Below are 23,541 nucleotides of genomic sequence, written 5' to 3' on the forward strand. Positions count from 1 at the left end.
CTTCCCCTTAAACTGTGTGGCTATGCCCGCATCACCACAGACCATCGCCCCCCAAACCGTCCACATCGCCCTGGGCGACCGCAGCTACCCGATCGCCATCGGCACCGGCCTGCTGGACAACCCGGCCACCTGGGCCGACCTGCCGCGCGCAACCACGGCACTGATTGTCACCAACACCACCGTCGGCCCCCTGTACGCCCAGCGGCTGCAGACCGCGCTGCATGGCCATTACGCCACCATCCACACCGTGGTGCTGCCCGATGGCGAGGCGTACAAAACCTGGGAAACCCTGAACCTGATTTTTGATGCGCTGCTGGGCCATGGCTGCGACCGCAAAACCGTGCTGTTCGCCCTGGGCGGCGGCGTGGTGGGCGACATGACTGGCTTTGCCGCCGCCAGCTACATGCGCGGCGTGCCCTTTGTGCAGGTGCCTACCACGCTGCTGGCGCAGGTGGACTCCAGCGTGGGCGGCAAAACCGCTATCAACCACCCACTGGGCAAGAACATGGTGGGCGCGTTCTACCAGCCCTGCAAAGTGGTCTGCGACCTGGACACCCTGGCCACCCTGCCCCCGCGCGAGCTCAGCGCCGGGCTGGCCGAGGTCATCAAGTACGGGCCCATTGCCGACATGGCTTTGCTGGACTGGCTGGATACGCACATGGATGCCCTGCGTGCGGGCGATGTGGCCGCCTTGGCCCATGCGGTGCGGCGCAGCTGCGAGATCAAGGCCCATGTGGTGGGCCAGGACGAGCGCGAAGCCGGGTTGCGTGCCATTTTGAACTTTGGCCACACCTTCGGGCATGCCATCGAGGCGGGAATGGGCTATGGTGCGTGGCTGCACGGCGAGGGCGTGGGCAGCGGCATGGTGATGGCCGCGCATTTGTCGCAGCGGCTGGGCCTGATCGACATGGCTCTGGTGCAACGCCTGACCCAGCTCATCCAGCGCGCAGGCCTACCCACGGTGGGCGCGGTGCTGGACGCCGGCGACAACGCAGGCCGTTACCTGCAGCTGATGCGGGTGGACAAAAAATCCGAAGCGGGCGAAATCAAGTTCGTGCTGATTGGCCCACCCGGCAGCGCCACCGTGCGCGGTGCGCCCGATGCCTTGGTGCGTTCCGTAGTCGATGCCTGCTGTGCGTAAACCGATGGCCATGTTTGCTATAGATGTGGTAGCTGCTTACGCCCTTGGAATAAGCGCTAGAGGCCTATTTCTTATAAATCCATGCCACTAGCCGCTTACGCCTGCGACCCGGCCCACACCCGGGGCCGCCGCTTCTTTGAAGCCGCTGCGCCCACGCGCACCGAGTTCCAGCGCGACCGCGACCGTATCGTCCACTCCACTGCGTTCCGCCGCCTGGTCTACAAAACCCAGGTGTTCCTGAACCACGAGGGCGACCTGTTTCGCACCCGGCTCACCCATTCGCTGGAAGTGGCGCAACTGGGCCGCTCCATCGCCCGCGCGCTGGACCTCAACGAAGACCTGGTCGAGGCGATTGCCCTGGCCCACGACCTGGGCCACACCCCGTTTGGCCACGCCGGGCAAGACGCGCTGAACGCCTGCATGGCCGCGCACGGCGGCTTCGAGCACAACCTGCAAAGCCTGCGCGTGGTGGATGCGCTGGAAGAGCGCTACCCGCTGTTTGACGGCCTGAACCTCACGTTTGAAACCCGCGAGGGCATCCTCAAACACTGCTCCCGCGCCAATGCCGAGCCACTGGGCGATGTGGGCCAGCGCTTTCTGGACCGCACCCAGCCCAGCCTGGAAGCCCAGCTCTGCAACCTGGCCGACGAGATCGCCTACAACGCCCACGACATCGACGACGGCGTGCGCTCCGGCCTGATCACGCTCGACCAGCTGCAAGACGTGCCGCTGGTGGCCCATTTCCACCAGCAAACCCTGGCCGAGCACCCGCATCTACAGGGCCGCCGCGTGCTGTACGAGTCCATCCGCCGCATGCTCAGCGCCCAGGTCTACGACGTGATCGCCGCCACCCAGGCCGCCCTGCAGGCTGCCCGTCCGACCAGTGTGGATGCCGCCCGCCAGTGCGCGCCATTGCTGTGCTTCAGCCCGGCCATGCGCGCGCAGTCGCTGGAACTGAAGCGTTTTTTGATGAAGAACCTGTACCGCCATCCGCAGGTGATGGCCATGACCACGCAAGCGCAAACCATGGTGCACGAGCTCTTCAACGCCTACCTGGCCGCACCGCAGGAAATGGCCCCGGGCTTTGCCGCCCGGGCTGCCTCCAATGCCCCGCGCGCCGTGGCCGACTACCTGGCCGGCATGACCGACCGCTTTGCTGCCCGCGAGCATGAGCGCCTGACCGGGCAAAAATTACTTGGATAGACAACAACAACGAGACCTCCCGTGAGCTTCCTCAACCAACTCAAGACCCAAGCCCACGCCCTGCGCAGTCAGAAAAATGCCGCCCAGATGTCGGCCGAAGCGCGCGTGGCGCAGACCGAAGCCGCCTGCCAGACCGTAGCCGCCTACCTAGCCGACCTGGCCCAGCAGCTCAACGTCATTAACCCGCCCGCGCCCGCCTTCACGCTGGACGGCAAAACCCCCTGGCCCGCGATGAAGATGGCCGACTTTCGCTGCGACGTGCGGCAAAAGCGACTGCGGGGCGTCGACGTGACCGACTACATCGGCATGGGCTGGCGGGTGCAACCCCAGGACGGGCCGCCGGTGAAGGCGGCCGTCAGTGTCAACTTTCCGCCCGAGCTGGAGCGCGTCGAGGCCCGGCTGGCGCTGGGCCATTTGAAGCACGACCGGCGGGAGCAGCGCCACCCCGACACCAACAAGCTGCTGGCCATCCGTTTCGAATACACCACCGAACTGCTGGGCAGCGTGCGCATCACCCCCGACCACGACCAGTCGCGCGTCGCATTCCGCATCAGCAACGCCACCGGCTTTGAGGTGCACACCACCGAGCTGGCGGCGGCCGACATCGGCCCCGCCGTGCTGGACGAACTGGCCCGCCTGCTGGTGGCCCAGCCTAGCCGTTTTCTGCGCTAAGCATGGCCACCGACGCTACGGTGATCGACGACATGCGCCGCTGGCTGGAGCGCGCTGTGATCGGCCTGAACCTGTGCCCCTTCGCCAAAGCCGTTCACACCAAGGGCCAAATCCACTACGCCGTGAGCGCCGCCACCGATGCCGAAGGCTTGCGCCAGGACCTCATTTTTGAGCTAAAAGAGCTGCTAGCCCAGGAACCATCGGCACGAGATACTACGCTTTTGATAGCGCCAAAAGTGCTGACCGAGTTTCTGGATTTCAACCACTTTCTGGGCATTGCCGACCGGGTGCTGCGCAAAATGAAGCTCGACGGCACGCTGCAGATCGCCAGCTTCCACCCCGACTTCCAGTTCGGCGGCACGGACGCCGACGACATCACCAACTACACCAACCGCGCCCCGTATCCCTGCCTGCACCTGCTGCGCGAGGCCAGCATCGACCGCGCCGTGGCGGCCTTCCCCGAGGCCGAAATGATCTTTGAGCGCAACATGCAAACCCTGGCGTCGCTAGGGCAGGGCGGCTGGGATGCCCTGGGCGTGGGAAAATCGCCCGATGAAGACCCCCAAAAATAAGCCGGTAGCCACGCCCACGCTGCCGCCCGAAATCGATCCCGCCCAGTCCGTCGAGCTGCTCAAAGAGCTGCACATCCTTACCCGCGACGGCAAACTCAACCAGGATTCGCGGCGCAAGCTCAAGCAGGTCTACCACCTGTTCCAGTTCATCGAGAAGCTGCTGGGCGAGCTGCCCGCCAGCAGCACCGGTCTGACCCTGGCCGACCACGGCGCGGGCAAGTCCTACCTGGGCTTCATCGTCTACGACCTGTATTTCAAGGCTCTGGGCGCGGGACACATCTACGGCATCGAAACCCGGGCCGAGCTGGTCACCAAGTCGCAAGAACTCGCCGCCCGCCTGGGTTTTGAGCGCATGTCCTTCCTCAACCTGAGCGTGGCCGAGTCCACCCAGTCCGCCCTGTTGCCCGCGCGCATTGACGTGGTCACGGCCCTGCACGCCTGCGACACCGCCACCGACGACGCGATTGCCTTTGGCCTGGAAAAGAACGCCCGCGCCATGGTGCTGGTGCCCTGCTGCCAGGCTGAAGTGGCAGCCTGTCTGCGCCAGAACAAGGCGCTGAATGGCAGCAAAACCCCGCTGTCCGAACTCTGGCGGCACCCGCTGCACACCCGCGAAATGGGCAGCCAGATCACCAACGTGCTGCGCTGCCTGTACCTGGAAGCCTGGGGCTACCAGGTCACCGTGACCGAGCTGGTCGGCTGGGAGCACAGCATGAAAAACGAACTCATCATCGCCAAGCACACCGGCCAGAAAAAGCGCGCTGCCGCCGAGCGCCTCACGGCCCTGCTGGCCGAGTTTGGCCTGTCGGCCCTGTTGGCGACGCGGTTCAAGTTGCCCGACGCATCGGTGTGATGGTCTGCTAACTGCAAAGCCCCATCAGATAACGTGAGAAGTCGCGCGCGGCCACCGCATCAAAGCTGCCGTCAGCGCGCTTGGTGGCACGCAGGTACTGGTATACCGCGATCAAGAGCTTGAGCGCCTTCTCGTTCGATAGTTGCACTTCGGCCGTGTCCAGCTGTTCCAGCGCCAAGGCCAGGGCCAGTTCCACGGCGGCCATATCCACCACCTCGGCCTGGCGGTACTGGTAGCCCTGGCCGGTCGCCAGCCACTCCAGCGAGCAATTGGCGCTGCGCGCAATCTGGTTGGCCCGCGACAGTGTGGGCTCGCTACCCGCCAGGTATTTGCGCACCATGGCCTCGCTGATGCCCACACGCCGCGAGAACGCCGATACCGACTCGCGGCCAATCAAGGTACGCAGGCGGTCGGAGAAGAGGGGGGTCTCAGGCGTATCGGACATGGGGAAAGTAAAAGTACAATTGTGCTGAAATTCGTACTATTATGCGAATTCCATATTTTTATAGAGATCCCCGAGTATGCCTGCTGCCACCCTCCCTATTCCCGCCGTGCCTTTGCAGCGCTTTTTGCCGCAGGCCAGCCCGCTGGTGCTCGGCTGCATGGGCCTGGGCGGCGGCTGGAACGCGCAGCCGCTGTCTGAATCTGATGTAGACAAGGCCCAGGCCGCCACCGAGGCCGCATTGGCAGCGGGCATCACCCTGTTTGACCATGCCAACATCTACACGCTGGGCAAGGCCGAGGAAAGCTTTGGCCACCTGTTCCAGCGCCGCCCGTCCCTGCGGCAAAGCCTGTTACTGCAGTCCAAATGCGGCATCCGGTTCGCCGATGCGCAAGGGCCCAAGCGCTACGACCTGTCGGCGCAGCACATCGTGGACAGCGTGGACGCGATTTTGCGCAGGCTGCAGACCGACTACCTGGACGTGCTGATCCTGCACCGTCCCGACCCGCTCATGCAGCCCGCCGAGGTGGCCCAGGCCTGGCAACAGATCAAGGCCGCGGGCAAGGCGCGCTTCCTGGGCGTATCGAACATGCACGCCGCCCAGGTGGCCTGGTTGCAGCAGGCGCTGGACGAGCCTCTGGTGGTGAACCAGCTGGAGATGAGTCTGCTCAAGCGCGACTGGCTAGAGTCTGCCACTTGCTTCAACGACGGGCAGGGCGCATCGTCGCTCGCTTGGGACGGCACCTTGGAATATGCGCAGCAGCACGGTCTGCAGTTACAGGCCTGGGGGGCGTTGGCCCGCGGCTGGTTCAGCGGTGCCGCGCCGGCCGATGCGCCACCCGCGGTGCGCGGGGCGGCAGATTGCGTGCAGCAACTGGCCCACACCCACGGCGTGGCCGCCGAGGCGATTGTGCTGGCCTGGCTGATGCAGCACCCTGCGCGCATCCAGCCCGTGGTGGGCACCACCGACCCGCAACGCATCCGTGCCTGCGCGCAGGCCGCGCAGGTCGCCCTCAGCCGCGGCGAGTGGTACCAACTCTATGAGGCCGCCCGGGGCCGCGAACTTCCCTGAAAGCACACCATGTTGACCTCAGAAAACGCCTTGCGCGCCCTCCAATGGGCCACTGCCGAACAAGCCGGTAAGCAACAGCCCGTGTCCATCGCCATAAGCGACAGCCATGGAGAACTTCTGGCGTTCGTCCGCATGGACGGTGCCAGCCTGCACAGTGGCGTGGTGGCCCAGAATAAGGCCTACACCGCCGCGCGAGACCGGCAGGCCACCGCCGACCTGGGCGCCTGGAGCCGCAGTTCCGGGCGCAGCATGGGCTACTGGTCTGACCCGCGCTTTACCGGCTTTGGCGGCGGACTGCCTTTGCGCGTCAATGGCGAGGTCGTGGGTGCGGTGGGGGTCAGCGCCTTGAGCGAAGACGAGGACGTGCTGGTTGCCCAGGCGCTTATCAGCCGTCTATTGCCGTGAACTAGCGCCTTTGCGCCCAGAAACCGCCGCGCAATTGCCAACCGCGGCCGCTGGGCACCCACTGGTGGGGTGCCCACTGGTAGCCGGGGCGGTGTGCCTCCCAGTGGCCTGGGTGCCATACATGGCGGCCGCCTTCCCAAAACCAGGCCCCTGACAGCCAGAAATAGCCCGGCGGTGCCACACCAATCACCTCTTGCTGCGGTGGTGGCGGTGCCATGTCGGCATAGATGACCTCGGTTTGCACCTGTGGAGGTGGTGTCGCGCGGTACACCACCTGCTGGCGCGGCGGTGCCACCACGCAGCCGGACAGCGCAACGGTGCCTAAAAGGGCTGCCAGCGCGACAGTGGTAGGGCGAATAGACATGGATGCCTCCCAAGTGGAAAAGTTAAAGGTCTCCCACCTACAACCCGCCAGCCGCCCCGCCAGGTGACATCACCGGTGTAAGTCTGCGTAAAGAAAAATAGGGGTCAGAACCCGATTAATATCGCGCATCCACTCCCAGGTTGCGCACATGGCCCGGCTTCCCCGACTCACCGTTCCCGGCTACCCCCACCACGTGATCCAGCGCGGCAACAACCGCCAGCCTATTTTTGCCAGCCCGGGCGACTACGCGCTGCTGCTGGGCCTGCTGACCGAGAACGCCAAGAAATTTGGCGTGCAGGTTCACGCCTATGTACTGATGCCCAACCACTTCCACCTGCTGGCCACACCCGCCACGGCCGAGGCCCTGCCGCAGATGATGCAGGCGGTGGGCCGCAGCTATGTGCGCTATTTCAACGATGCACAGGGCCGCACCGGCACCCTGTGGGAAGGGCGCTACAAGTCGACCTTGGTACAAACCGACCGCTATCTGCTGGCCTGCATGGCTTACATCGACCTGAACCCGGTGCGGGCCGGGCTGGTGGCCGACCCGCGTGACTACGGCTGGTCCAGCTACGGCCACCATATTGGCCAGCGGGCCGACAAACTGGTCACGCCGCACCCGCTGTGGTGGGCGCTGGGCAACACACCGTTTGCACGCGAGGTGGCCTACGCCAAATTGGTGCATGCAGGCATCACGGCGGAGCAACAGCAGCAACTCACCCAATCGGCCTTGCGTGGCTGGGCTTTGGGCGATGCAGGTTTTGTGGCGGATTTACAAAAGCAGACCGAACGCCGCGTGGCCAAAGCGGTGGCTGGGCGGCCACCTTTACCAAAAAAAACAGAGTAAAAAATGCCCTCTGCGCTTATTCATACAGCGTAAGCAGCTACTATTTTTGATGTGTCCCCATTTAACTACGTGGTGTTTTTGTCAAGAATTAATTGGAATCTGACCCCTATTATTCTGCTTGGCATTGTTGTTGCTGTGCTTTATGCTTCGATCCCCCGCGAAACACTATAGGAGAGCGCCATGACAACGGCTGCCGAGATCCAATATCTCAAAGACCACGGTTTGTATTCCTCCAGCAACGAGCACGATGCTTGTGGCCTGGGTTTTGTGGCCCATATCAAGGGCGAAAAGCGCCACGATATCGTTACCCAGGCGCTCAAGATCCTGGAAAACATCGACCACCGGGGTGCCGTGGGTGCCGACAAGCTCATGGGCGATGGCGCGGGCATTCTGATCCAGATCCCTGACGCGCTCTACCGCGAAGAAATGGCCAAGCAAGGTGTGACCCTGCCGCCCGCCGGTGAGTACGGCGTGGGCATGATCTTCCTGCCCAAAGAGCACGCCTCCCGCCAGGCCTGCGAGCAGGAGATGGAACGCGCCATCAAGGCCGAAGGCCAGGTGTTCTTGGGCTGGCGCGATGTGCCGGTGGACAAAGACATGCCCATGTCGCCCACGGTGCGCAAGACCGAGCCGCTCCTGAAGCAGGTGTTCATTGGCCGCGGCGACGATGTCATCGTGCAGGACGCGCTGGAGCGCAAGCTGTACGTGATCCGCAAGACCGCCAGCGCCAACATCCAGAACCTCAAGCTCAAGCACAGCAAAGAGTATTACGTGCCCAGCATGTCCAGCCGCACGGTCATCTACAAGGGCCTGCTGCTGGCCGACCAGGTGGGTGTTTACTACAAGGATTTGTCTGACGAGCGTTGCATCTCGGCCATCGGCCTGGTGCACCAGCGTTTCTCTACCAACACCTTCCCCGAGTGGCCACTGGCCCACCCGTACCGCTACGTGGCGCACAACGGTGAGATCAACACCGTCAAGGGCAACTACAACTGGATGAAGGCCCGCGAAGGCGTGATGGCCTCGCCCGTGCTGGCCGCCGACCTGGGCAAGCTGTACCCGATCAGCTTCCCCGGCCAGTCCGACACCGCCACCTTCGACAACTGCCTGGAACTGCTGACCATGGCCGGCTACCCCATCAGCCAGGCCGTGATGATGATGATTCCCGAGCCCTGGGAGCAGCACACGCAGATGGACGAGCGCCGCCGCGCCTTCTACGAATACCACGCCGCGATGATGGAGCCCTGGGACGGTCCGGCCTCCATCGTGTTCACCGATGGCCGCCAGATCGGCGCCACGCTGGACCGCAACGGCCTGCGCCCCTCGCGCTACTGCGTCACCGACGACGACCTGGTCATCATGGCCTCCGAGTCCGGCGTGCTGCCCGTGCCCGAGAACAAGATCGTCCGTAAATGGCGTCTGCAACCCGGCAAGATGTTCCTGATCGACCTGGAACAGGGCCGCATGATCGACGACGACGAGCTCAAGGCCAACATCGTCAACACCAAGCCCTACAAGCAGTGGATCGACAACCTGCGCATCAAGCTCGACAACGTGCCCGCCGACGCGACCGCCGCCACCGTCAGCTCCACCGCGCTGTTGGACCGCCAGCAGGCCTTTGGCTACACCCAGGAAGACATCAAGTTCCTGCTGTCCCCCATGGCCCAGGCCGGGGAAGAGGGCATTGGCTCCATGGGCAACGACAGCCCCTTGGCTGTGCTCAGCGACAAGAACAAGCCGCTGTACAACTACTTTCGCCAGATGTTCGCCCAGGTGACAAACCCGCCGATCGACCCGATCCGCGAGGCCATCGTGATGTCGCTGGTGTCCTTCATCGGCCCCAAGCCCAACCTGCTGGACATCAACCAGGTGAACCCGCCGATGCGCCTGGAAGTGGCCCAGCCGATTCTCGACTTTGCCGACATGGCCAAGCTGCGCGACATCGAGCGCCACACCCACGGCAAGTTCCGCAGCCACACGCTGGACATCACCTACCCCGCCGCCTGGGGCCGCGAGGGCGTGGAAGCCAAGCTGGCCTCGCTGTGTGCCGAAGCCGTGGACGCGATCAAGGGCGGTAAAAACATCCTGATCGTCAGCGACCGCAACGTCAGTGCCACCCAAATCGCCATTCCCGCCCTGCTGGCCAGCAGCGCCCTGCACCAGCACCTGGTGACCCTGGGCCTGCGCACCACCACCGGCCTGGTGGTGGAAACCGGCACCGCCCGCGAGGTGCACCACTTTGGCGTGCTGGCCGGCTACGGCGCCGAAGCTATCCACCCCTACCTGGCGATGGAAACCCTGGCCGACCTGCACAAGGACCTGTCCGGTGCGCTGTCGCCCGAGAAAGCCATCTACAACTACGTCAAGGCCATCGGCAAGGGCCTGTCCAAGATCATGTCCAAGATGGGCGTGAGCACCTACATGAGCTACTGCGGTGCGCAGCTGTTCGAGGTGATTGGCCTGAACCAGGAAACCGTGTCCAAGTACTTCACCGGCACCTCCAGCCGCGTCGAAGGCATTGGCGTGTTCGAGATTGCCGAAGAAGCCCTGCGCATGCACAAGGCCGCCTTTGGCGACGACCCGGTGCTGGCCACCATGCTCGATGCAGGCGGTGAATACGCCTGGCGCGTGCGCGGCGAAGAGCACATGTGGACCCCCGATGCCATCGCCAAGCTGCAGCACAGCACCCGTGCCAACAACTGGAACACCTACAAGGAATACGCCCAGCTCATCAACGACCAAAGCCGTCGCCACATGACCCTGCGCGGCCTGTTCGAGTTCAAGATCGATCCGGCCAAGGCGATTCCGGTGGAAGAAGTCGAGTCGGCGAAAGAAATCGTCAAGCGCTTCGCCACCGGTGCCATGTCCATGGGCTCCATCTCTACCGAAGCCCACACCACCCTGGCCGTGGCCATGAACCGCATTGGCGGCAAGAGCAACACCGGCGAAGGCGGCGAAGATTCCAACCGCTACCGCCAGGAGCTCAAGGGCATCCCGATCAAGCAAGGCCAGACCCTGCGCGAAATCATCGGCCCTGAAGTCGTGGAAACCGTCAACTACCCGCTGCAAGACGGCGACTCGCTGCGCAGCCGCATCAAGCAGGTGGCTTCGGGCCGCTTCGGTGTGACCGCCGAGTACCTGGTTTCCAGTGACCAGATCCAGATCAAGATGGCCCAGGGTGCCAAGCCGGGCGAGGGTGGTCAGCTGCCCGGCGGCAAGGTGTCCGAGTACATCGGCAAGCTGCGCCATTCGGTGCCGGGCGTGGGCCTGATTTCGCCCCCGCCGCACCACGACATCTATTCGATCGAAGATCTGGCCCAGCTGATCCACGACCTGAAAAACGTGGCACCGCACGCCAGCATCAGCACCAAGCTGGTGTCGGAAGTGGGCGTGGGCACCATCGCCGCAGGCGTCACCAAGTGCAAGAGCGACCACATCGTGATCGCCGGGCACGACGGCGGCACCGGCGCATCGCCCTGGTCGTCCATCAAGCATGCCGGTGGTCCGTGGGAAATCGGCCTGGCCGAAACCCAGCAGACCCTGGTGCTGAACCGCCTGCGCGGCCGCGTGCGGGTGCAGGCCGACGGCCAGATGAAGACCGGCCGAGACGTCGCCATCGGCGCGCTGCTGGGTGCAGATGAATTCGGCTTTGCCACCGCCCCGCTGGTGGTGGAGGGCTGCATCATGATGCGCAAGTGCCACCTGAACACCTGCCCCGTGGGTGTGGCCACGCAGGACCCGGTGTTGCGCAAGAAATTCCAGGGCAAGCCCGAGCACGTGGTGAACTTCTTCTTCTTCATCGCCGAAGAAGTGCGCCAGATCATGGCCCAGCTGGGCATCCGCAAGTTCGACGACCTGATTGGCCGCGCCGACCTGCTCGACACCCGCAAAGGCATCGCCCACTGGAAGGCCAGCGGCCTGGACTTCAACCGCCTGTTCGCGCAGCCCAATGTGCCGGCCGACGTGCCGCGCTACCACGTGCAAGACCAGGAGCATGGCCTGGAAAAATCGCTGGACAACGTGCTGATCGAAAAGGCCCAGCCCGCCATCCTGCGCGGCGAGAAGGTCAAGTTCATGGAAGTGGCGCGCAACGTCAACCGTTCGCTGGGGGCCATGCTCTCGGGTGCGCTGACCAAGGCCCGCCCCGAAGGCCTGCCCGACGACACCATCCGCATCCAGCTCGAAGGCACGGGCGGCCAGTCGTTTGGCGCCTTCCTGGCCAACGGCATCACGCTGTACCTGATTGGTGACGCCAACGACTACACCGGCAAGGGCCTCTCCGGCGGCCGTATCGTGGTGCGCCCCAGTATCGACTTCCGCGGCGTGGCCACGCAGAACACCATCGTCGGCAACACGGTGATGTACGGCGCGACCAGCGGCGAGTCCTTCTTCAGCGGCGTGGCCGGGGAGCGCTTTGCGGTGCGCCTGTCGGGTGCCACCACGGTGGTGGAAGGCACGGGCGACCATGGTTGCGAGTACATGACCGGCGGCACGGCATTGATTCTGGGCAAAACCGGGCGCAACTTTGCGGCCGGCATGAGCGGCGGCATCGCCTACGTCTATGACGAAGACGGCCAGTTCGCCAAGCGCTGCAACATGTCCATGGTGTCGCTCGAAAAAGTGCTGCCCTCGGGCGAACAGCAGGGCCTGGGCGTGGCCGACCAGTGGCACAACGGCCAGACCGACGAAGTCCAGCTCAAGAAGCTGCTGGAAGACCACAACCGCTGGACCGGCAGCAAGCGCGCCCGCGATCTGCTGGACAACTGGACCGAAGCGCGTGGCAAGTTCGTCAAGGTGTTCCCGCTGGAGTACCAGCGCGCCCTGGGCGAAATTCATGCACGAAAAGTGGCTCTAGCGCAGGCTGAATCAGCACAAGCAGCTACTAAAGATGTAGCGGTTGCAGCCAAGTAAAGAATAGGAACGAATCATGGGTAAAGTCACAGGCTTCATGGAATACGGGCGGCTCGAAGAGGGCTACAAGCCCGCCGCCGAGCGCGTCAAGCACTACAAGGAGTTCGTCGTCGGCCTCGACGAATCGCAGGCCAAGATCCAGGGCGCACGCTGCATGGACTGCGGCATTCCGTTCTGCAACAACGGTTGCCCGGTCAACAACATCATTCCGGACTTCAACGATCTGGTGTACCGCGGCGACTGGAAGAACGCCTTCTCCGTGCTCGACTCGACGAACAACTTCCCCGAGTTCACCGGCCGCATCTGCCCCGCGCCCTGCGAGGCGGCCTGTACGCTGAACGTGAACGACCTGCCGGTGGGCATCAAGTCCATCGAGCACGCCATCATCAACCGCGCCTGGGACGAGGGCTGGGTCCAGCCCCGCGTGGCCCCGCACAAGACCGGCAAGAAAGTGGCCGTGGTCGGCTCCGGCCCTGCCGGTCTGGCGGCGGCCCAGCAACTGGCGCGCGTGGGCCACGACGTGACGCTGTTCGAAAAGAACGACCGCGTCGGCGGTCTGCTGCGCTACGGCATTCCCGACTTCAAGATGGAAAAGACCCACATCGACCGCCGCGTGGCGCAGATGCAGGCCGAAGGCGTGACTTTCCGCACCGGCGTGATGGTCGGCGCGGCCAAAGACCCGCTGGGCAAGGGCTCCAAGGTCACCAACTGGGCCAAGGAAACCATCACCCCCGAGCAGCTGCAAAAAGACTTTGACGCCGTGGTCCTCACCGGCGGTGCCGAGCAGTCGCGCGACCTGCCTGTGCCCGGCCGCGAGCTGGACGGCATCCATTTCGCGATGGAATTCCTGCCCCAGCAGAACAAGATCAACGCGGGCGACAAGCTCAAAGCCCAGCTGCGGGCCGACGGCAAGAAGGTCATCGTCATCGGCGGCGGCGACACCGGCTCCGACTGCGTGGGCACCAGCAACCGCCACGGCGCGGTCAGCGTGACCCAGTTCGAGGTGATGCCCCAGCCGCCCGAAGAAGAAAACCGCCCCATGACCTGGCCCTACTGGCCGATCAAGCTGCGCACCAGCTCCAGCCACGTCGAAGGCTGCGAGCGTGAGTTCGCCATCTCCACCAAGGAGTTCATCGGCGAAAAAGGCAAGGTCACCGGCCTGAAGACCGTGCGCGTCGAGTTCAAGGACGGCAAGCTGGTGGAAATCCCGGGCACCGAAGTCGTGATGCAGGCCGATCTGGTGCTGCTGGCCATGGGCTTCGTCAGCCCCGTGGCCAACATCCTGGATGCCTTTGGTATCGAGAAGGATGCCCGTGGCAACGCCAAGGCCCACACCGAGTTCACCGGCGGCTATGCCACCAACGTGCCCAAGGTGTTTGCCGCAGGCGACATCCGCCGCGGCCAAAGCCTGGTGGTCTGGGCCATCCGCGAAGGCCGCCAGGCCGCACGCGCGGTGGATGAATTCCTGATGGGTTTCAGCGACCTGCCTAGATAAGGGCTCATCCCCAGGCTGCAGAGCTTCGTTTCTTTCGCCAACCCCCTGCCAGGGGGCAACACCAGTGGCCTGGCACAGCCAGTTCCACGGTGTTTCTGGAAGAGGTGTCTGTGCCTTGGTTTATGTGCTTTTTCAGGGGTTTGCGCTTATCCGATGGGCGTGAGTAGCTCCTGAATCCATAGCATGGAGTGGAAACTCTAATACATACATCCGGGTATGTTTGTATTTCGCGACACTGCCGGTCCGACCATGGGGACTTTCCCTTATCATGCAAAAGCCGGAAGTGTTCCGGCTTTTGTTTTTTATGACCTCCTCCGCCCCAGACAACCTTGTTGACATTCGCCAGCTCACCTTCGGGTACGGAGATCGTCCGGTGCTGGACGGCATCACGCTGAGCATTCCGCGCGGCAAGGTGACGGCGCTGATGGGGGCTTCGGGCGGCGGCAAGACCACGGTGCTGCGCCTCATCGGCGGGCAGATCAAGGCCCAGCAGGGCGAGCTGCTGCTGGACGGCCAGAACGTCGCCCAGTTTGACCAGGCCGGCTGGTACGCCGCGCGCCGCCGCATGGGCATGCTGTTCCAGTTTGGCGCCTTGTTTACCGACATCAGCGTGTTCGACAACGTGGCGTTTCCGCTGCGCGAGCACACCGATCTGTCCGAGGCGCTGGTGCGCGACATCGTGCTGATGAAGCTGGGCGCGGTCGGCCTGCGCGGTGCGCGCGACCTGATGCCCAGCGAAGTTTCGGGCGGCATGGCGCGGCGCGTCGCCCTGGCCCGCGCCATGGCGCTGGACCCGGAGCTGCTGATGTACGACGAACCCTTTGCCGGGCTGGACCCGATCTCGCTGGGCACGGCGGCCCGGCTGATCCGCGATCTCAACGACACCATGGGCCTGACCAGCGTGGTGGTGTCGCACGACCTGGACGAAACCTTCCACATTGCCGACAAGGTGGTGATCCTGGCCAACGGCAAAATTGTCGCCCAGGGCACGCCGGAGGAGGTGCGCGGCAGCACCGACCCGCTGGTGCACCAGTTCATCCACGCGCTGCCCGATGGCCCGGTGCGCTTCCATTACCCCGGCCCCACGGTCGAGCAGGATTTTGGCGCCGGCCTGCAGCCGCCCAAAGGCGGTGCCGCATGACCTGGTACAAACCGGCCGACGTGGGGTTTGCGCTGCGCAGCAAGCTGGCCGATATCGGCCGCGCCACGCGCCTGTTTGTGCGCCTGGTGGCCCTGGTGGGGCCGACGCTCAGGCGTTTTGGCCTGGTGCGCGACCAGATCCACTTCCTGGGCAACTATTCGCTGGCGCTGATCAGCGTGTCGGGCCTGTTCGTCGGCTTTGTGCTGGGCCTGCAGGGCTACTACACCTTGCAGCGCTACGGCTCCAGCGAGGCCCTGGGCCTGCTGGTGGCCTTGAGCCTGGTGCGCGAGCTCGGCCCGGTGGTCACGGCCTTGCTGTTTGCCGGGCGCGCGGGCACCTCGCTCACCGCAGGCATTGGCCTGATGAAGGCGGGCGAGCAGCTCAGCGCCATGGAGCTGATGGCGGTGGACCCGGTGCAGCGCATTCTGGCCCCGCGCTTTTGGGCCGGGGTCATCACCATGCCCTTGCTGGCGGCGCTGTTCAGCGCGGTCGGTATCGTGGGCGGCTGGGTGGTGGGGGTGCTGATGATCGGGGTCGACGCGGGCTCGTTCTGGAGCCAGATGCAGGGCGGCGTGGATGTGTGGCTCGACGTCGGCAACGGCGTCGTCAAAAGCATTGTGTTTGGTTTTACGGTGAGCTTTGTGGCGCTGCTGCAAGGCTATGAGGCCCAGCCCACGCCCGAAGGCGTGTCGCGGGCGACGACGCGCACGGTGGTGGTGGCCTCGCTGGCGGTGCTGGCGCTGGACTTCCTGCTCACGGCCACCATGTTCTCAATCTAAGGTTTCGCTATGCAACATTCCAAAAACGATATCTGGGTGGGCTTGTTTGTGCTGCTGGGGGCGGCTGCGCTGCTGTTTTTGGCGCTGCAGTCGGCCAATCTGCTGTCGCTGAACTTCCAGACCGGCTACACCGTGTCGGCCAAGTTTGACAACATCGGCGGGCTCAAGCCCAAGGCCGCCGTCAAGAGTGCCGGGGTGGTGGTGGGCCGGGTGGAAAGCATCACTTTTGATGACAAAAGCTTCCAGGCCCGGGTGTCCCTGGCCATGGATCCGCGCTACGCTTTCCCCAAGGACAGCTCACTGAAGATTCTGACCAGCGGCCTGCTGGGTGAGCAGTACATTGGCATCGAAGCCGGTGCCGATGCCAAGAACCTGGTGGCGGGCGACACCATCGCCGCCACCCAGTCGGCGGTGGTGCTGGAGAATTTGATCAGCCAGTTTTTGTACAGCAAGGCCGCTGATGGCCCGGATACCCCCGCTGCTGCTCCCGCTAAAAAATGACTACTATGAAAACTATAACTAGATACGCAACCCTGGCCTGCGCAACCGGCGCTTTTGTTCTGATGTCCGGCTGCGCCACAGGCCCGCAGGCCAACCCGCGTGACCCGCTGGAGCCGATGAACCGGCAGATCTTCGGCTTCAACGATGTGTTGGACAACGCTGTGGTCAAACCCGTGGCCAAGGCCTACACCAAGGTGGTGCCGTCGCTGGTGCGCCAGGGCGTGACCAATTTCTTCTCTAACCTGGGCGAAGTCTGGAGCACGGCCAACAACGTGCTGCAGTTCAAGGGCCGCGAGGCTGCCGAGAGCTGGATGCGCTTCACCATCAACAGCGTGTTCGGCCTGGGCGGCGTCTTTGACCTGGCCACCGACATGGGGCTGGAGCGCCACAAGGAAGACTTCGGCCAGACGCTGGGGGTCTGGGGCGTGGCCTCGGGGCCGTACCTGGTGCTGCCCTTGTTCGGGCCGTCTACCTTCCGCGACACGGCGGCGCTGCCCATCGACATGCAGGGCAACATGCTCAACGCCGTGCCGCACTCGGGCGACCGCGACCGCCTCACCGGGCTGAACCTGGTCGATAGCCGCGCCAACCTGCTGCGTGCCACCGCCGTGCTGGAAGATGCCGCGCTGGACAAGTACACCTTTACCCGCGACTTCTACCTGCAACTGCGCCGCAGCGAGATCTACGATGGCAATCCGCCCGATCTGCCCGTGCCAGACGCACCCAAGTAAAAACTTGCAACGCTGGCTTGTAACTTCAGCCTCCGCGTCAACCTGCGGGTGCCCATTTCCATTATTGCAAGGCGGGTTTCCCGCAGAGAGAGTTCGTATGAAACGTCGTTTGTTAGGCCAGTTGGCCGCCGGTTTGCTGTTTTCCGTGGCGGCAGTCACGTCCATGGGGGCCATGGCCGCCGATGAGGCACCCGATGCACTGGTCAAGCGCATCTCCACCGATGTGCTGGACACCATCAAGGCCGACAAAACCCTGCAGCAGGGCAATGTGAACAAGATCATGGCCCTGGTAGACACCAAGATCATGCCCAACGTGAACTTCCAGCGCATGACGGCCTCGGCCGTCGGCCCCGGCTGGCGCCAGGCCACGCCCGAGCAGCAAAAGAAGCTGCAGGACGAGTTCAAGACCCTGCTGGTGCGCACCTACTCGGGCGCTTTGGCCCAGGTCACCAGCGACCAGGAAGTCAGCCTGAAGCCTCTGCGTGCGGCAGCGGAAGACAAAGAGGTGCTGGTGCGCACCGAAGTCAAAGGCCATGGCGACCCCATCCAGCTCGACTACCGGCTGGAGAAAACCCCGGGCGAAGGCGCTGGCTGGAAGATCTTCAACCTGAACGTGCTGGGCGTGTGGCTGGTGGAAACCTACCGCAGCCAGTTCGCCAGCGAAATCAACGCCAAGGGTGTGGACGGCCTGATCGCCAGTTTGACCTCGCGCAACCAAGCCAACGCCAAGAAAAACTGACATGCTGGTGCTGCCCGCCGAGTTGACCCACGCCCAGGCCACGGCCTCGCTGCGCATGCTGCTGCAGGGCCTGCGCTCCCAGGCGGGCGCGGCAGTGGTGGTGGATGCCACCGCGCTGGCCCGGTTTGATTCGTCGGCCCTGGCGGTGCTGCTGGAATGCCGCCGCGAGAGCTTCAGCCTGGGCCGCTCGTTTGCGGTGCGCGGCCTGCCCCAGCGGTTGGCGGCGCTGGCGGGCCTGTACGGGGTGGCCGAGTTGCTGCCTGCGGCTGCCTGAAAACCCCACCGGGCGGCATCTGGGGCCTGCCGTTAAAATCACCGGCCCATGCCCGCCATATCCTTCCAGCAGGTCTCCAAGACCTACCCTAGCCCCCACGGCTCCCAAAAACCCCCACTTACCGCCCTCGACAGCGTCAGCTTCGATATCGCGCAGGGGGAATTTTTTGGCCTGCTCGGCCCCAACGGCGCGGGTAAAACCACGCTGATCAGTATTCTGGCGGGCTTGAACCGCGCCACCGGCGGCAAGGTGCTGGTGCACGGCCATGACGTGGCCAAAGACTTCGCCCAGGCCCGCCGCCAGCTCGGCGTGGTGCCGCAGGAACTGGTGTTCGACCCGTTTTTCAACGTCCGTGAGGCGCTGCGCATCCAGTCCGGCTACTTCGGCGTGAAGAACAACGACGCCTGGATCGACGAGCTGCTGGAAAGTTTAGGCCTGACCGACAAGGCCAACGCCAATATGCGCCAGCTCTCCGGCGGCATGAAGCGCCGCGTGCTGGTGGCCCAGGCCTTGGTGCACAAGCCGCCGGTCATCGTGCTCGACGAGCCCACCGCCGGGGTCGATGTGGAGCTGCGCCAGACCCTGTGGCAGTTCATCGCCAAGCTCAACAAACAAGGCCACACGGTGCTGCTCACCACCCACTACCTGGAAGAGGCCGAAGCCCTGTGCTCGCGCATCGCCATGCTGAAAAAAGGCCGCATCGTCGCCCTGGACCGTACCAGCGAGCTGCTGAAAAATGCCTCCAGCAATGTGCTGCGCTTCAAAGTTGATAGCGAACTTCCTATCGCCCTCGCGCAGCAGGCCCGTATTACAGGCCGCATCGTGCAATTCCCCGCACACAACGCCGCCGAGATCGAACGCTACCTGGCGGCGGTGCGCGAAGCCGGTTTGACCGCCGAAGATGTGGAGATCCGCAAAGCTGATTTAGAGGATGTTTTCTTGGACGTGATGACCAACGGCTATGTGGCCAGCGAGGTGGTGAGCGACGCAGGGCCGCCCCAAGGCGCGAAAGCCCCCGTGGGGGGCAGCGCAGTACGCGCAGCGACAAGCGTGGGGGCCAATTTATGACCGGCTGGCAAACCCTGCTCTACAAAGAATCGCTGCGTTTCTGGAAGGTGGGTTTCCAGACCGTGGGTGCGCCGGTACTGACTGCCGTGCTGTACCTACTGATCTTTGGCCACGTGCTCGAAGGCAAGGCGCTGGTGTACGGCACGATCAACTACACCTCTTTTCTGGTGCCCGGCCTGGTGATGATGAGCGTGCTGCAAAACGCGTTTGCCAACAGCTCCTCGTCGTTGATCCAGAGCAAGATCATGGGCAGCCTGGTGTTTGTGCTGCTGTCGCCGCTGTCGCACTGGGACTGGTTCTGGGCCTACGTGGGCTCGGCCATCGCGCGCGGCCTGCTGGTGGGCGTGGGTGTGTTTGCCGTCACCGCCATCTTCACCGGCGCCAGTTTTGAGGCCCCGCTGTGGATCATCGTGTTTGCGGTGCTGGGCGCGGCGCTGATGGGCACGCTGGGCATCATCGCCGGGCTGTGGGCCGAAAAGTTCGACCAGATGGCGGCGTTCCAGAACTTCGTGATCATGCCCATGACCTTTTTGAGTGGCGTGTTCTATTCCATCCATTCCCTGCCACCTTTCTGGCAAACCGTGAGCCACCTGAACCCGTTCTTCTACATGATCGACGGCTTCCGCTACGGCTTCTTTGGCGTAAGCGACGTCTCGCCCTGGCTCAGCCTGGGCATCGTGGGCGCGGCCCTGCTGGTGGTGAGCGCCATCACCGTCAACCTCTTGCGCATCGGCTACAAAATCCGCGGATAACAAAAATGACTGCTGAAGAACTCCAAACCATCATCCAATCGCACCTGCCCTGCGAGCACATCACCCTCGAAGGCGATGGCCGCCACTGGTACGCCACCATCGTATCCAGCGAGTTTGAAGGCCGCCGCGCCATCCAGCGCCACCAGCGGGTGTACGCCACGCTGGGCGCCAAGATGCACACCGATGAAGTGCATGCGCTGTCGATGAAGACCTACACGCCTGCTGAGTGGGCCGCACTGCCCCGCTAAACTTTTTTAGAAGAATTTTCCATGGACAAACTCCTCATCCGCGGTGGCCGTAGCCTGCAAGGCCAGGTCCGCATCTCCGGTGCCAAAAACGCCGCCCTGCCCGAACTCTGCGCCGCCCTGCTGACGGCCGAGCCGGTCACCCTCACCAACGTGCCACGCCTGCAAGACGTGTCCACCATGCTCACGCTGATCCGCAACATGGGCGTGACGGCAGACCGCACGGAGGACGGCACCGTCACCATCAACGCCAGCGATCTGTCGTCGCCCGAAGCCCCGTACGAGCTGGTCAAGACCATGCGCGCCTCGGTGCTGGCCCTGGGCCCGCTGCTGGCCCGCTTTGGCGAGGCCACGGTGTCGCTGCCCGGCGGCTGCGCCATCGGCTCGCGCCCGGTGGACCAGCACATCCTCGGGATGCAGGCCATGGGCGCCGAGATCGTGGTCGAGCACGGCTACATGATCGCCAAGCTGCCCGCAGGCCGCACCCGCCTCAAGGGCTGCCACATCACCACCGACATGGTTACCGTGACCGGCACCGAGAACTTCCTCATGGCCGCCACCCTGGCCGAGGGCGAAACCATTCTGGAAAACGCCGCGCAAGAGCCGGAAATCAGCGACCTGGCCGAAATGCTTATCAAGATGGGTGCCCAAATCGAAGGCCACGGCACCCACCGCATCCGCATCCAGGGCGTGGAAGCGCTGCACGGCTGCACGCACCAGGTGGTGGCCGACCGCATCGAGACCGGCACCTTTTTGTGCGCCGTGGCCGCCACCGGTGGCGATGTGCTGCTGCAGCATGGCCGCGCCGACCACCTGGACGCGGTGATCGACAAGCTGCGCACCGCCGGTGTCACCGTGACCCCCGAGGCCGACGGCATCCGCGTGCAGTCTGCGGGCCCGGCCCACACGCACCTGAAGGCGCAGAGTTTCCGCACCACCGAATACCCCGGTTTCCCCACCGACATGCAGGCCCAGTTCATGACGCTGAACTGCGTGGCCCAGGGCCCGAGCAAGGTGACCGAGACGATTTTTGAAAACCGCTTCATGCACGTCAACGAGCTGGTGCGCCTGGGCGCGCACATCCAGATCGACGGCAAGGTGGCGGTGGTCGAAGGCATTGCCAAGCTGTCCGGTGCGACCGTGATGGCCACCGACCTGCGCGCCTCCGCCAGCCTGGTGATTGCCGGCCTGGTGGCCGAGGGCGAAACCGTGGTGGACCGCATCTACCACCTGGACCGCGGCTACGACCAGATGGAAGCCAAGCTGCGCGGCATCGGTGCCGACATCGAACGGGTGAAGGCATGATCACCTTAGCCCTCTCCAAAGGCCGCATCTTTGACGACACGCTGCCGCTGTTGCGCGCTGCCGGTATCGAGGTGCTGGACGATCCCGAAAAATCCCGCAAGCTGATCCTCGACACCAACCAGCCTGGCGTGCGCGTGCTCATCGTGCGTGCCTCCGACGTGCCCACCTACGTGGAAAATGGCGGCGCCGACCTGGGCATCACCGGCAAAGACACGCTGATCGAACACGGCGGCCAGGGCCTGTACCAGCCGCTGGACCTGCAAATCGCCCAATGCCGCATCAGCGTGGCGGTGCGCAACGACTTTGACTACGAGCGCGCCGTCAAGCAGGGCTCGCGCCTGCGGGTGGCCACCAAGTACGTGGCCATCGCCCGCGAATTCTTCGCCGCCAAGGGCGTGCACGTCGATCTGATCAAGCTCTACGGCAGCATGGAGCTGGCCCCGCTGACCGGCCTGGCCGATGCCATCGTCGACCTGGTGTCCACCGGCAACACGCTACGGGCCAACCATCTGGTCGAAGTGGAGCGCATCATGGATATCAGCTCGCGCCTGGTGGTGAACCAGGCCGCGCTCAAGCTCAAGCAAGCCCCCATCCGCGCCATGATCGACGCCTTCGCAGCGGCAGTCGCCGAGCGCGCAAAAACTTGAATACTATGACTTTTGTAGCTACTCCCGCCCGTCTGGTAAGCACAAGCAGCAATTTCGAGGCTGAATTCAAAGCCCGCCTGCACTGGTCTGCCGAGGCCGACACGGCGATTGAAACCACGGTGGCCAACATCCTGGCCGATGTGCAGCAGCGCGGCGACGTGGCGGTGCTGGAGTACACCAACCGCTTCGACGGCCTGCACGCCAACACCCTGGCCGAGCTGGAGCTGACCCAGGCCGAGCTCAAAGCCGCCTTCGATGCCATCCCTGCCCAGCAGCGCGAAGCCCTGCAGGCCGCCGCCGCCCGCGTGCGCACCTACCACGAGGCGCAGAAAAAGGCCTCGGGCGAGAGCTGGAGCTACCGGGACGCCGACGGCACCCTGCTGGGCCAAAAGGTCACGCCGCTGGACCGCGTGGGCATCTACGTGCCCGGTGGCAAGGCCGCCTACCCCTCCAGCGTGCTGATGAACGCCATTCCCGCCCACGTGGCGGGCGTGGGCGAGATCATCATGGTGGTGCCCACCCCGCGGGGTGAAAAGAACGCCCTGGTGCTGGCCGCCGCCTATGTGGCCGGTGTCACCCGTGCCTACACCATCGGCGGCGCGCAGGCCGTGGCCGCGCTGGCTTACGGTACGGCCACCATCCCCAACGTGCACAAGATCACCGGCCCCGGCAACGCCTATGTGGCCGCCGCCAAGCGCCGTGTGTTCGGCACCGTGGGCATCGACATGATTGCCGGGCCCAGCGAGATTCTGGTGCTGGCCGACGGCAGCACCCCGCCGGACTGGGTGGCCATGGACCTGTTCAGCCAGGCCGAGCACGATGAGCTGGCGCAAAGCATCCTGCTGTGCCCCGATGCCGCGTATATCGACCAGGTGCAGGCGTCCATCAACCGCCTGCTCAATGAAATGCCTCGCGCCGAGATCATCGCCAAGTCGCTCACCGGCCGCGGCGCGCTGATCCAGACCCGCAGCATGGAAGAGGCCTGCGAGATCAGCAACCGCATCGCCCCCGAGCATTTGGAGGTGAGCAGTACCGACCCGCACCGCTGGGAGCCGCTGCTCAAGCACGCCGGAGCCATCTTTCTGGGGGCCTACACCTCGGAGAGCCTGGGCGACTACTGCGCCGGACCCAACCACGTGCTGCCCACCGCAGGCACGGCGCGCTTCTCCAGCCCGCTGGGCGTCTACGACTTTCAAAAGCGCAGCAGCCTGATCGAAGTCAGCCAGGCCGGTGCCCAGGAACTGGGCCGCATCGCCGCCGAGCTGGCCTACGGCGAAGGCCTGCAGGCCCACGCCCGGGCCGCGGAAATGCGCTTAGACAAAAAATAAGCCTTTTTTCAGGCATAAAAATAGCTGCTACCGCTTATTTAATAAGCGTGAGCA

General features: G+C 64.2%; 24 protein-coding genes. 22 read left to right on the forward strand and 2 right to left on the reverse strand.

The annotated features are described in order from the left end of the window. Positions 1-22: 22 nt before the first annotated feature. From aroB to AB3G31_RS03410, 5 genes are all read left to right on the forward strand, one after another. Positions 23-1,141 carry a 3-dehydroquinate synthase gene (gene aroB / locus AB3G31_RS03390; RefSeq protein WP_367848811.1) on the forward strand — a complete coding sequence of 373 codons (1,119 nt, stop codon included), beginning with the start codon at positions 23-25 and terminating at the stop codon, positions 1,139-1,141. 81 nt (positions 1,142-1,222) lie between these two features. Beyond that, on the forward strand, positions 1,223-2,344 hold the full coding sequence (locus tag AB3G31_RS03395; RefSeq protein ID WP_367848812.1) for a deoxyguanosinetriphosphate triphosphohydrolase: 1,122 nt from the start codon (positions 1,223-1,225) through the stop codon (positions 2,342-2,344). A 21-nt stretch (positions 2,345-2,365) separates the two neighbouring features. Further along, complete coding sequence (locus AB3G31_RS03400) at positions 2,366-3,016, forward strand: hypothetical protein (RefSeq protein WP_367848813.1); 651 nt, start codon at positions 2,366-2,368, stop codon at positions 3,014-3,016. 2 nt (positions 3,017-3,018) lie between these two features. Then, complete coding sequence (locus AB3G31_RS03405; protein WP_367848814.1) at positions 3,019-3,588, forward strand: DUF1415 domain-containing protein; 570 nt, start codon at positions 3,019-3,021, stop codon at positions 3,586-3,588. After that, complete coding sequence (locus AB3G31_RS03410; protein WP_367848815.1) at positions 3,569-4,441, forward strand: SAM-dependent methyltransferase; 873 nt, start codon at positions 3,569-3,571, stop codon at positions 4,439-4,441. Before AB3G31_RS03405 ends, AB3G31_RS03410 begins: the two co-directional genes overlap by 20 nt. A 7-nt stretch (positions 4,442-4,448) precedes the next feature. On the opposite strand, the gene AB3G31_RS03415 is transcribed toward AB3G31_RS03410, so the two are convergent. Next, positions 4,449-4,886: a helix-turn-helix domain-containing protein gene (locus AB3G31_RS03415; protein ID WP_367848816.1), complete on the reverse strand. Its 438-nt coding sequence runs from the start codon at positions 4,884-4,886 to the stop codon at positions 4,449-4,451. 76 nt (positions 4,887-4,962) lie between these two features. Between AB3G31_RS03415 and AB3G31_RS03420 the strand changes: the two genes are divergently transcribed. Beyond that, positions 4,963-5,955, forward strand: coding sequence for an aldo/keto reductase family oxidoreductase (locus AB3G31_RS03420; RefSeq protein WP_367848817.1), 993 nt, complete (start codon positions 4,963-4,965; stop codon positions 5,953-5,955). 9 nt (positions 5,956-5,964) lie between these two features. Further along, complete coding sequence (locus AB3G31_RS03425; protein WP_367848818.1) at positions 5,965-6,360, forward strand: heme-binding protein; 396 nt, start codon at positions 5,965-5,967, stop codon at positions 6,358-6,360. Position 6,361: 1 nt separating this feature from the next. Here AB3G31_RS03425 and AB3G31_RS03430 read toward each other — a convergent pair whose 3' ends face one another. Continuing rightward, positions 6,362-6,724 carry a YXWGXW repeat-containing protein gene (locus tag AB3G31_RS03430; RefSeq protein WP_367848819.1) on the reverse strand — a complete coding sequence of 121 codons (363 nt, stop codon included), beginning with the start codon at positions 6,722-6,724 and terminating at the stop codon, positions 6,362-6,364. A 148-nt stretch (positions 6,725-6,872) separates the two neighbouring features. Here AB3G31_RS03430 and AB3G31_RS03435 point away from each other — a divergent pair, with 148 nt between their 5' ends. The 15 genes from AB3G31_RS03435 (at position 6,873) to hisD (ending at position 23,487) form a co-directional block, all read left to right on the forward strand. Continuing rightward, positions 6,873-7,571, forward strand: a complete 699-nt coding sequence (locus tag AB3G31_RS03435) for a transposase (RefSeq protein ID WP_367848820.1) — start codon at positions 6,873-6,875, stop codon at positions 7,569-7,571. 180 nt (positions 7,572-7,751) lie between these two features. Beyond that, positions 7,752-12,482, forward strand: a complete 4,731-nt coding sequence (locus AB3G31_RS03440; protein WP_367848821.1) for a glutamate synthase-related protein — start codon at positions 7,752-7,754, stop codon at positions 12,480-12,482. A 16-nt stretch (positions 12,483-12,498) separates the two neighbouring features. Further along, positions 12,499-13,977: a glutamate synthase subunit beta gene (locus tag AB3G31_RS03445; RefSeq protein WP_367848822.1), complete on the forward strand. Its 1,479-nt coding sequence runs from the start codon at positions 12,499-12,501 to the stop codon at positions 13,975-13,977. A gap of 304 nt (positions 13,978-14,281) precedes the next feature. Continuing rightward, on the forward strand, positions 14,282-15,118 hold the full coding sequence (locus AB3G31_RS03450) for an ABC transporter ATP-binding protein (protein WP_367848823.1): 837 nt from the start codon (positions 14,282-14,284) through the stop codon (positions 15,116-15,118). Beyond that, on the forward strand, positions 15,115-15,897 hold the full coding sequence (mlaE, locus tag AB3G31_RS03455) for a lipid asymmetry maintenance ABC transporter permease subunit MlaE (RefSeq protein ID WP_367848824.1): 783 nt from the start codon (positions 15,115-15,117) through the stop codon (positions 15,895-15,897). Before AB3G31_RS03450 ends, mlaE begins: the two co-directional genes overlap by 4 nt. Positions 15,898-15,906: 9 nt before the next feature. Beyond that, the gene (mlaD, locus tag AB3G31_RS03460) at positions 15,907-16,398 is read left to right on the forward strand and encodes an outer membrane lipid asymmetry maintenance protein MlaD (protein ID WP_367848825.1); all 492 of its coding nucleotides are present in this window, start codon (positions 15,907-15,909) and stop codon (positions 16,396-16,398) included. A 62-nt stretch (positions 16,399-16,460) separates the two neighbouring features. Beyond that, positions 16,461-17,129, forward strand: coding sequence for a VacJ family lipoprotein (locus AB3G31_RS03465; protein ID WP_367848826.1), 669 nt, complete (start codon positions 16,461-16,463; stop codon positions 17,127-17,129). Between the two features lie 97 nt (positions 17,130-17,226). Next, complete coding sequence (locus AB3G31_RS03470; RefSeq protein WP_367848827.1) at positions 17,227-17,868, forward strand: phospholipid-binding protein MlaC; 642 nt, start codon at positions 17,227-17,229, stop codon at positions 17,866-17,868. A gap of 1 nt (position 17,869) precedes the next feature. Further along, positions 17,870-18,142, forward strand: a complete 273-nt coding sequence (locus AB3G31_RS03475) for a lipid asymmetry maintenance protein MlaB (RefSeq protein WP_367848828.1) — start codon at positions 17,870-17,872, stop codon at positions 18,140-18,142. Between the two features lie 48 nt (positions 18,143-18,190). Continuing rightward, complete coding sequence (locus AB3G31_RS03480) at positions 18,191-19,210, forward strand: ABC transporter ATP-binding protein (protein ID WP_367848829.1); 1,020 nt, start codon at positions 18,191-18,193, stop codon at positions 19,208-19,210. Beyond that, positions 19,207-19,962: an ABC transporter permease gene (locus tag AB3G31_RS03485; protein WP_367848830.1), complete on the forward strand. Its 756-nt coding sequence runs from the start codon at positions 19,207-19,209 to the stop codon at positions 19,960-19,962. The genes AB3G31_RS03480 and AB3G31_RS03485 overlap by 4 nt, the downstream gene beginning before the upstream one ends. Before the next feature lie 5 nt (positions 19,963-19,967). Then, positions 19,968-20,210: a BolA family protein gene (locus AB3G31_RS03490; RefSeq protein WP_367848831.1), complete on the forward strand. Its 243-nt coding sequence runs from the start codon at positions 19,968-19,970 to the stop codon at positions 20,208-20,210. 21 nt (positions 20,211-20,231) lie between these two features. Next, on the forward strand, positions 20,232-21,512 hold the full coding sequence (gene murA / locus AB3G31_RS03495) for a UDP-N-acetylglucosamine 1-carboxyvinyltransferase (RefSeq protein ID WP_367848832.1): 1,281 nt from the start codon (positions 20,232-20,234) through the stop codon (positions 21,510-21,512). Next, positions 21,509-22,159, forward strand: coding sequence for an ATP phosphoribosyltransferase (gene hisG / locus AB3G31_RS03500; RefSeq protein WP_367848833.1), 651 nt, complete (start codon positions 21,509-21,511; stop codon positions 22,157-22,159). Before murA ends, hisG begins: the two co-directional genes overlap by 4 nt. A gap of 5 nt (positions 22,160-22,164) precedes the next feature. Further along, a complete protein-coding gene (gene hisD / locus AB3G31_RS03505) occupies positions 22,165-23,487 on the forward strand; it encodes a histidinol dehydrogenase (protein WP_367848834.1) in 1,323 nt (440 codons plus the stop codon). Positions 23,488-23,541 lie beyond the last annotated feature (54 nt).

This window comes from Rhodoferax sp. WC2427, assembly GCF_040822085.1.
In the GTDB taxonomy this organism is placed as follows: domain Bacteria; phylum Pseudomonadota; class Gammaproteobacteria; order Burkholderiales; family Burkholderiaceae_C; genus Rhodoferax_B.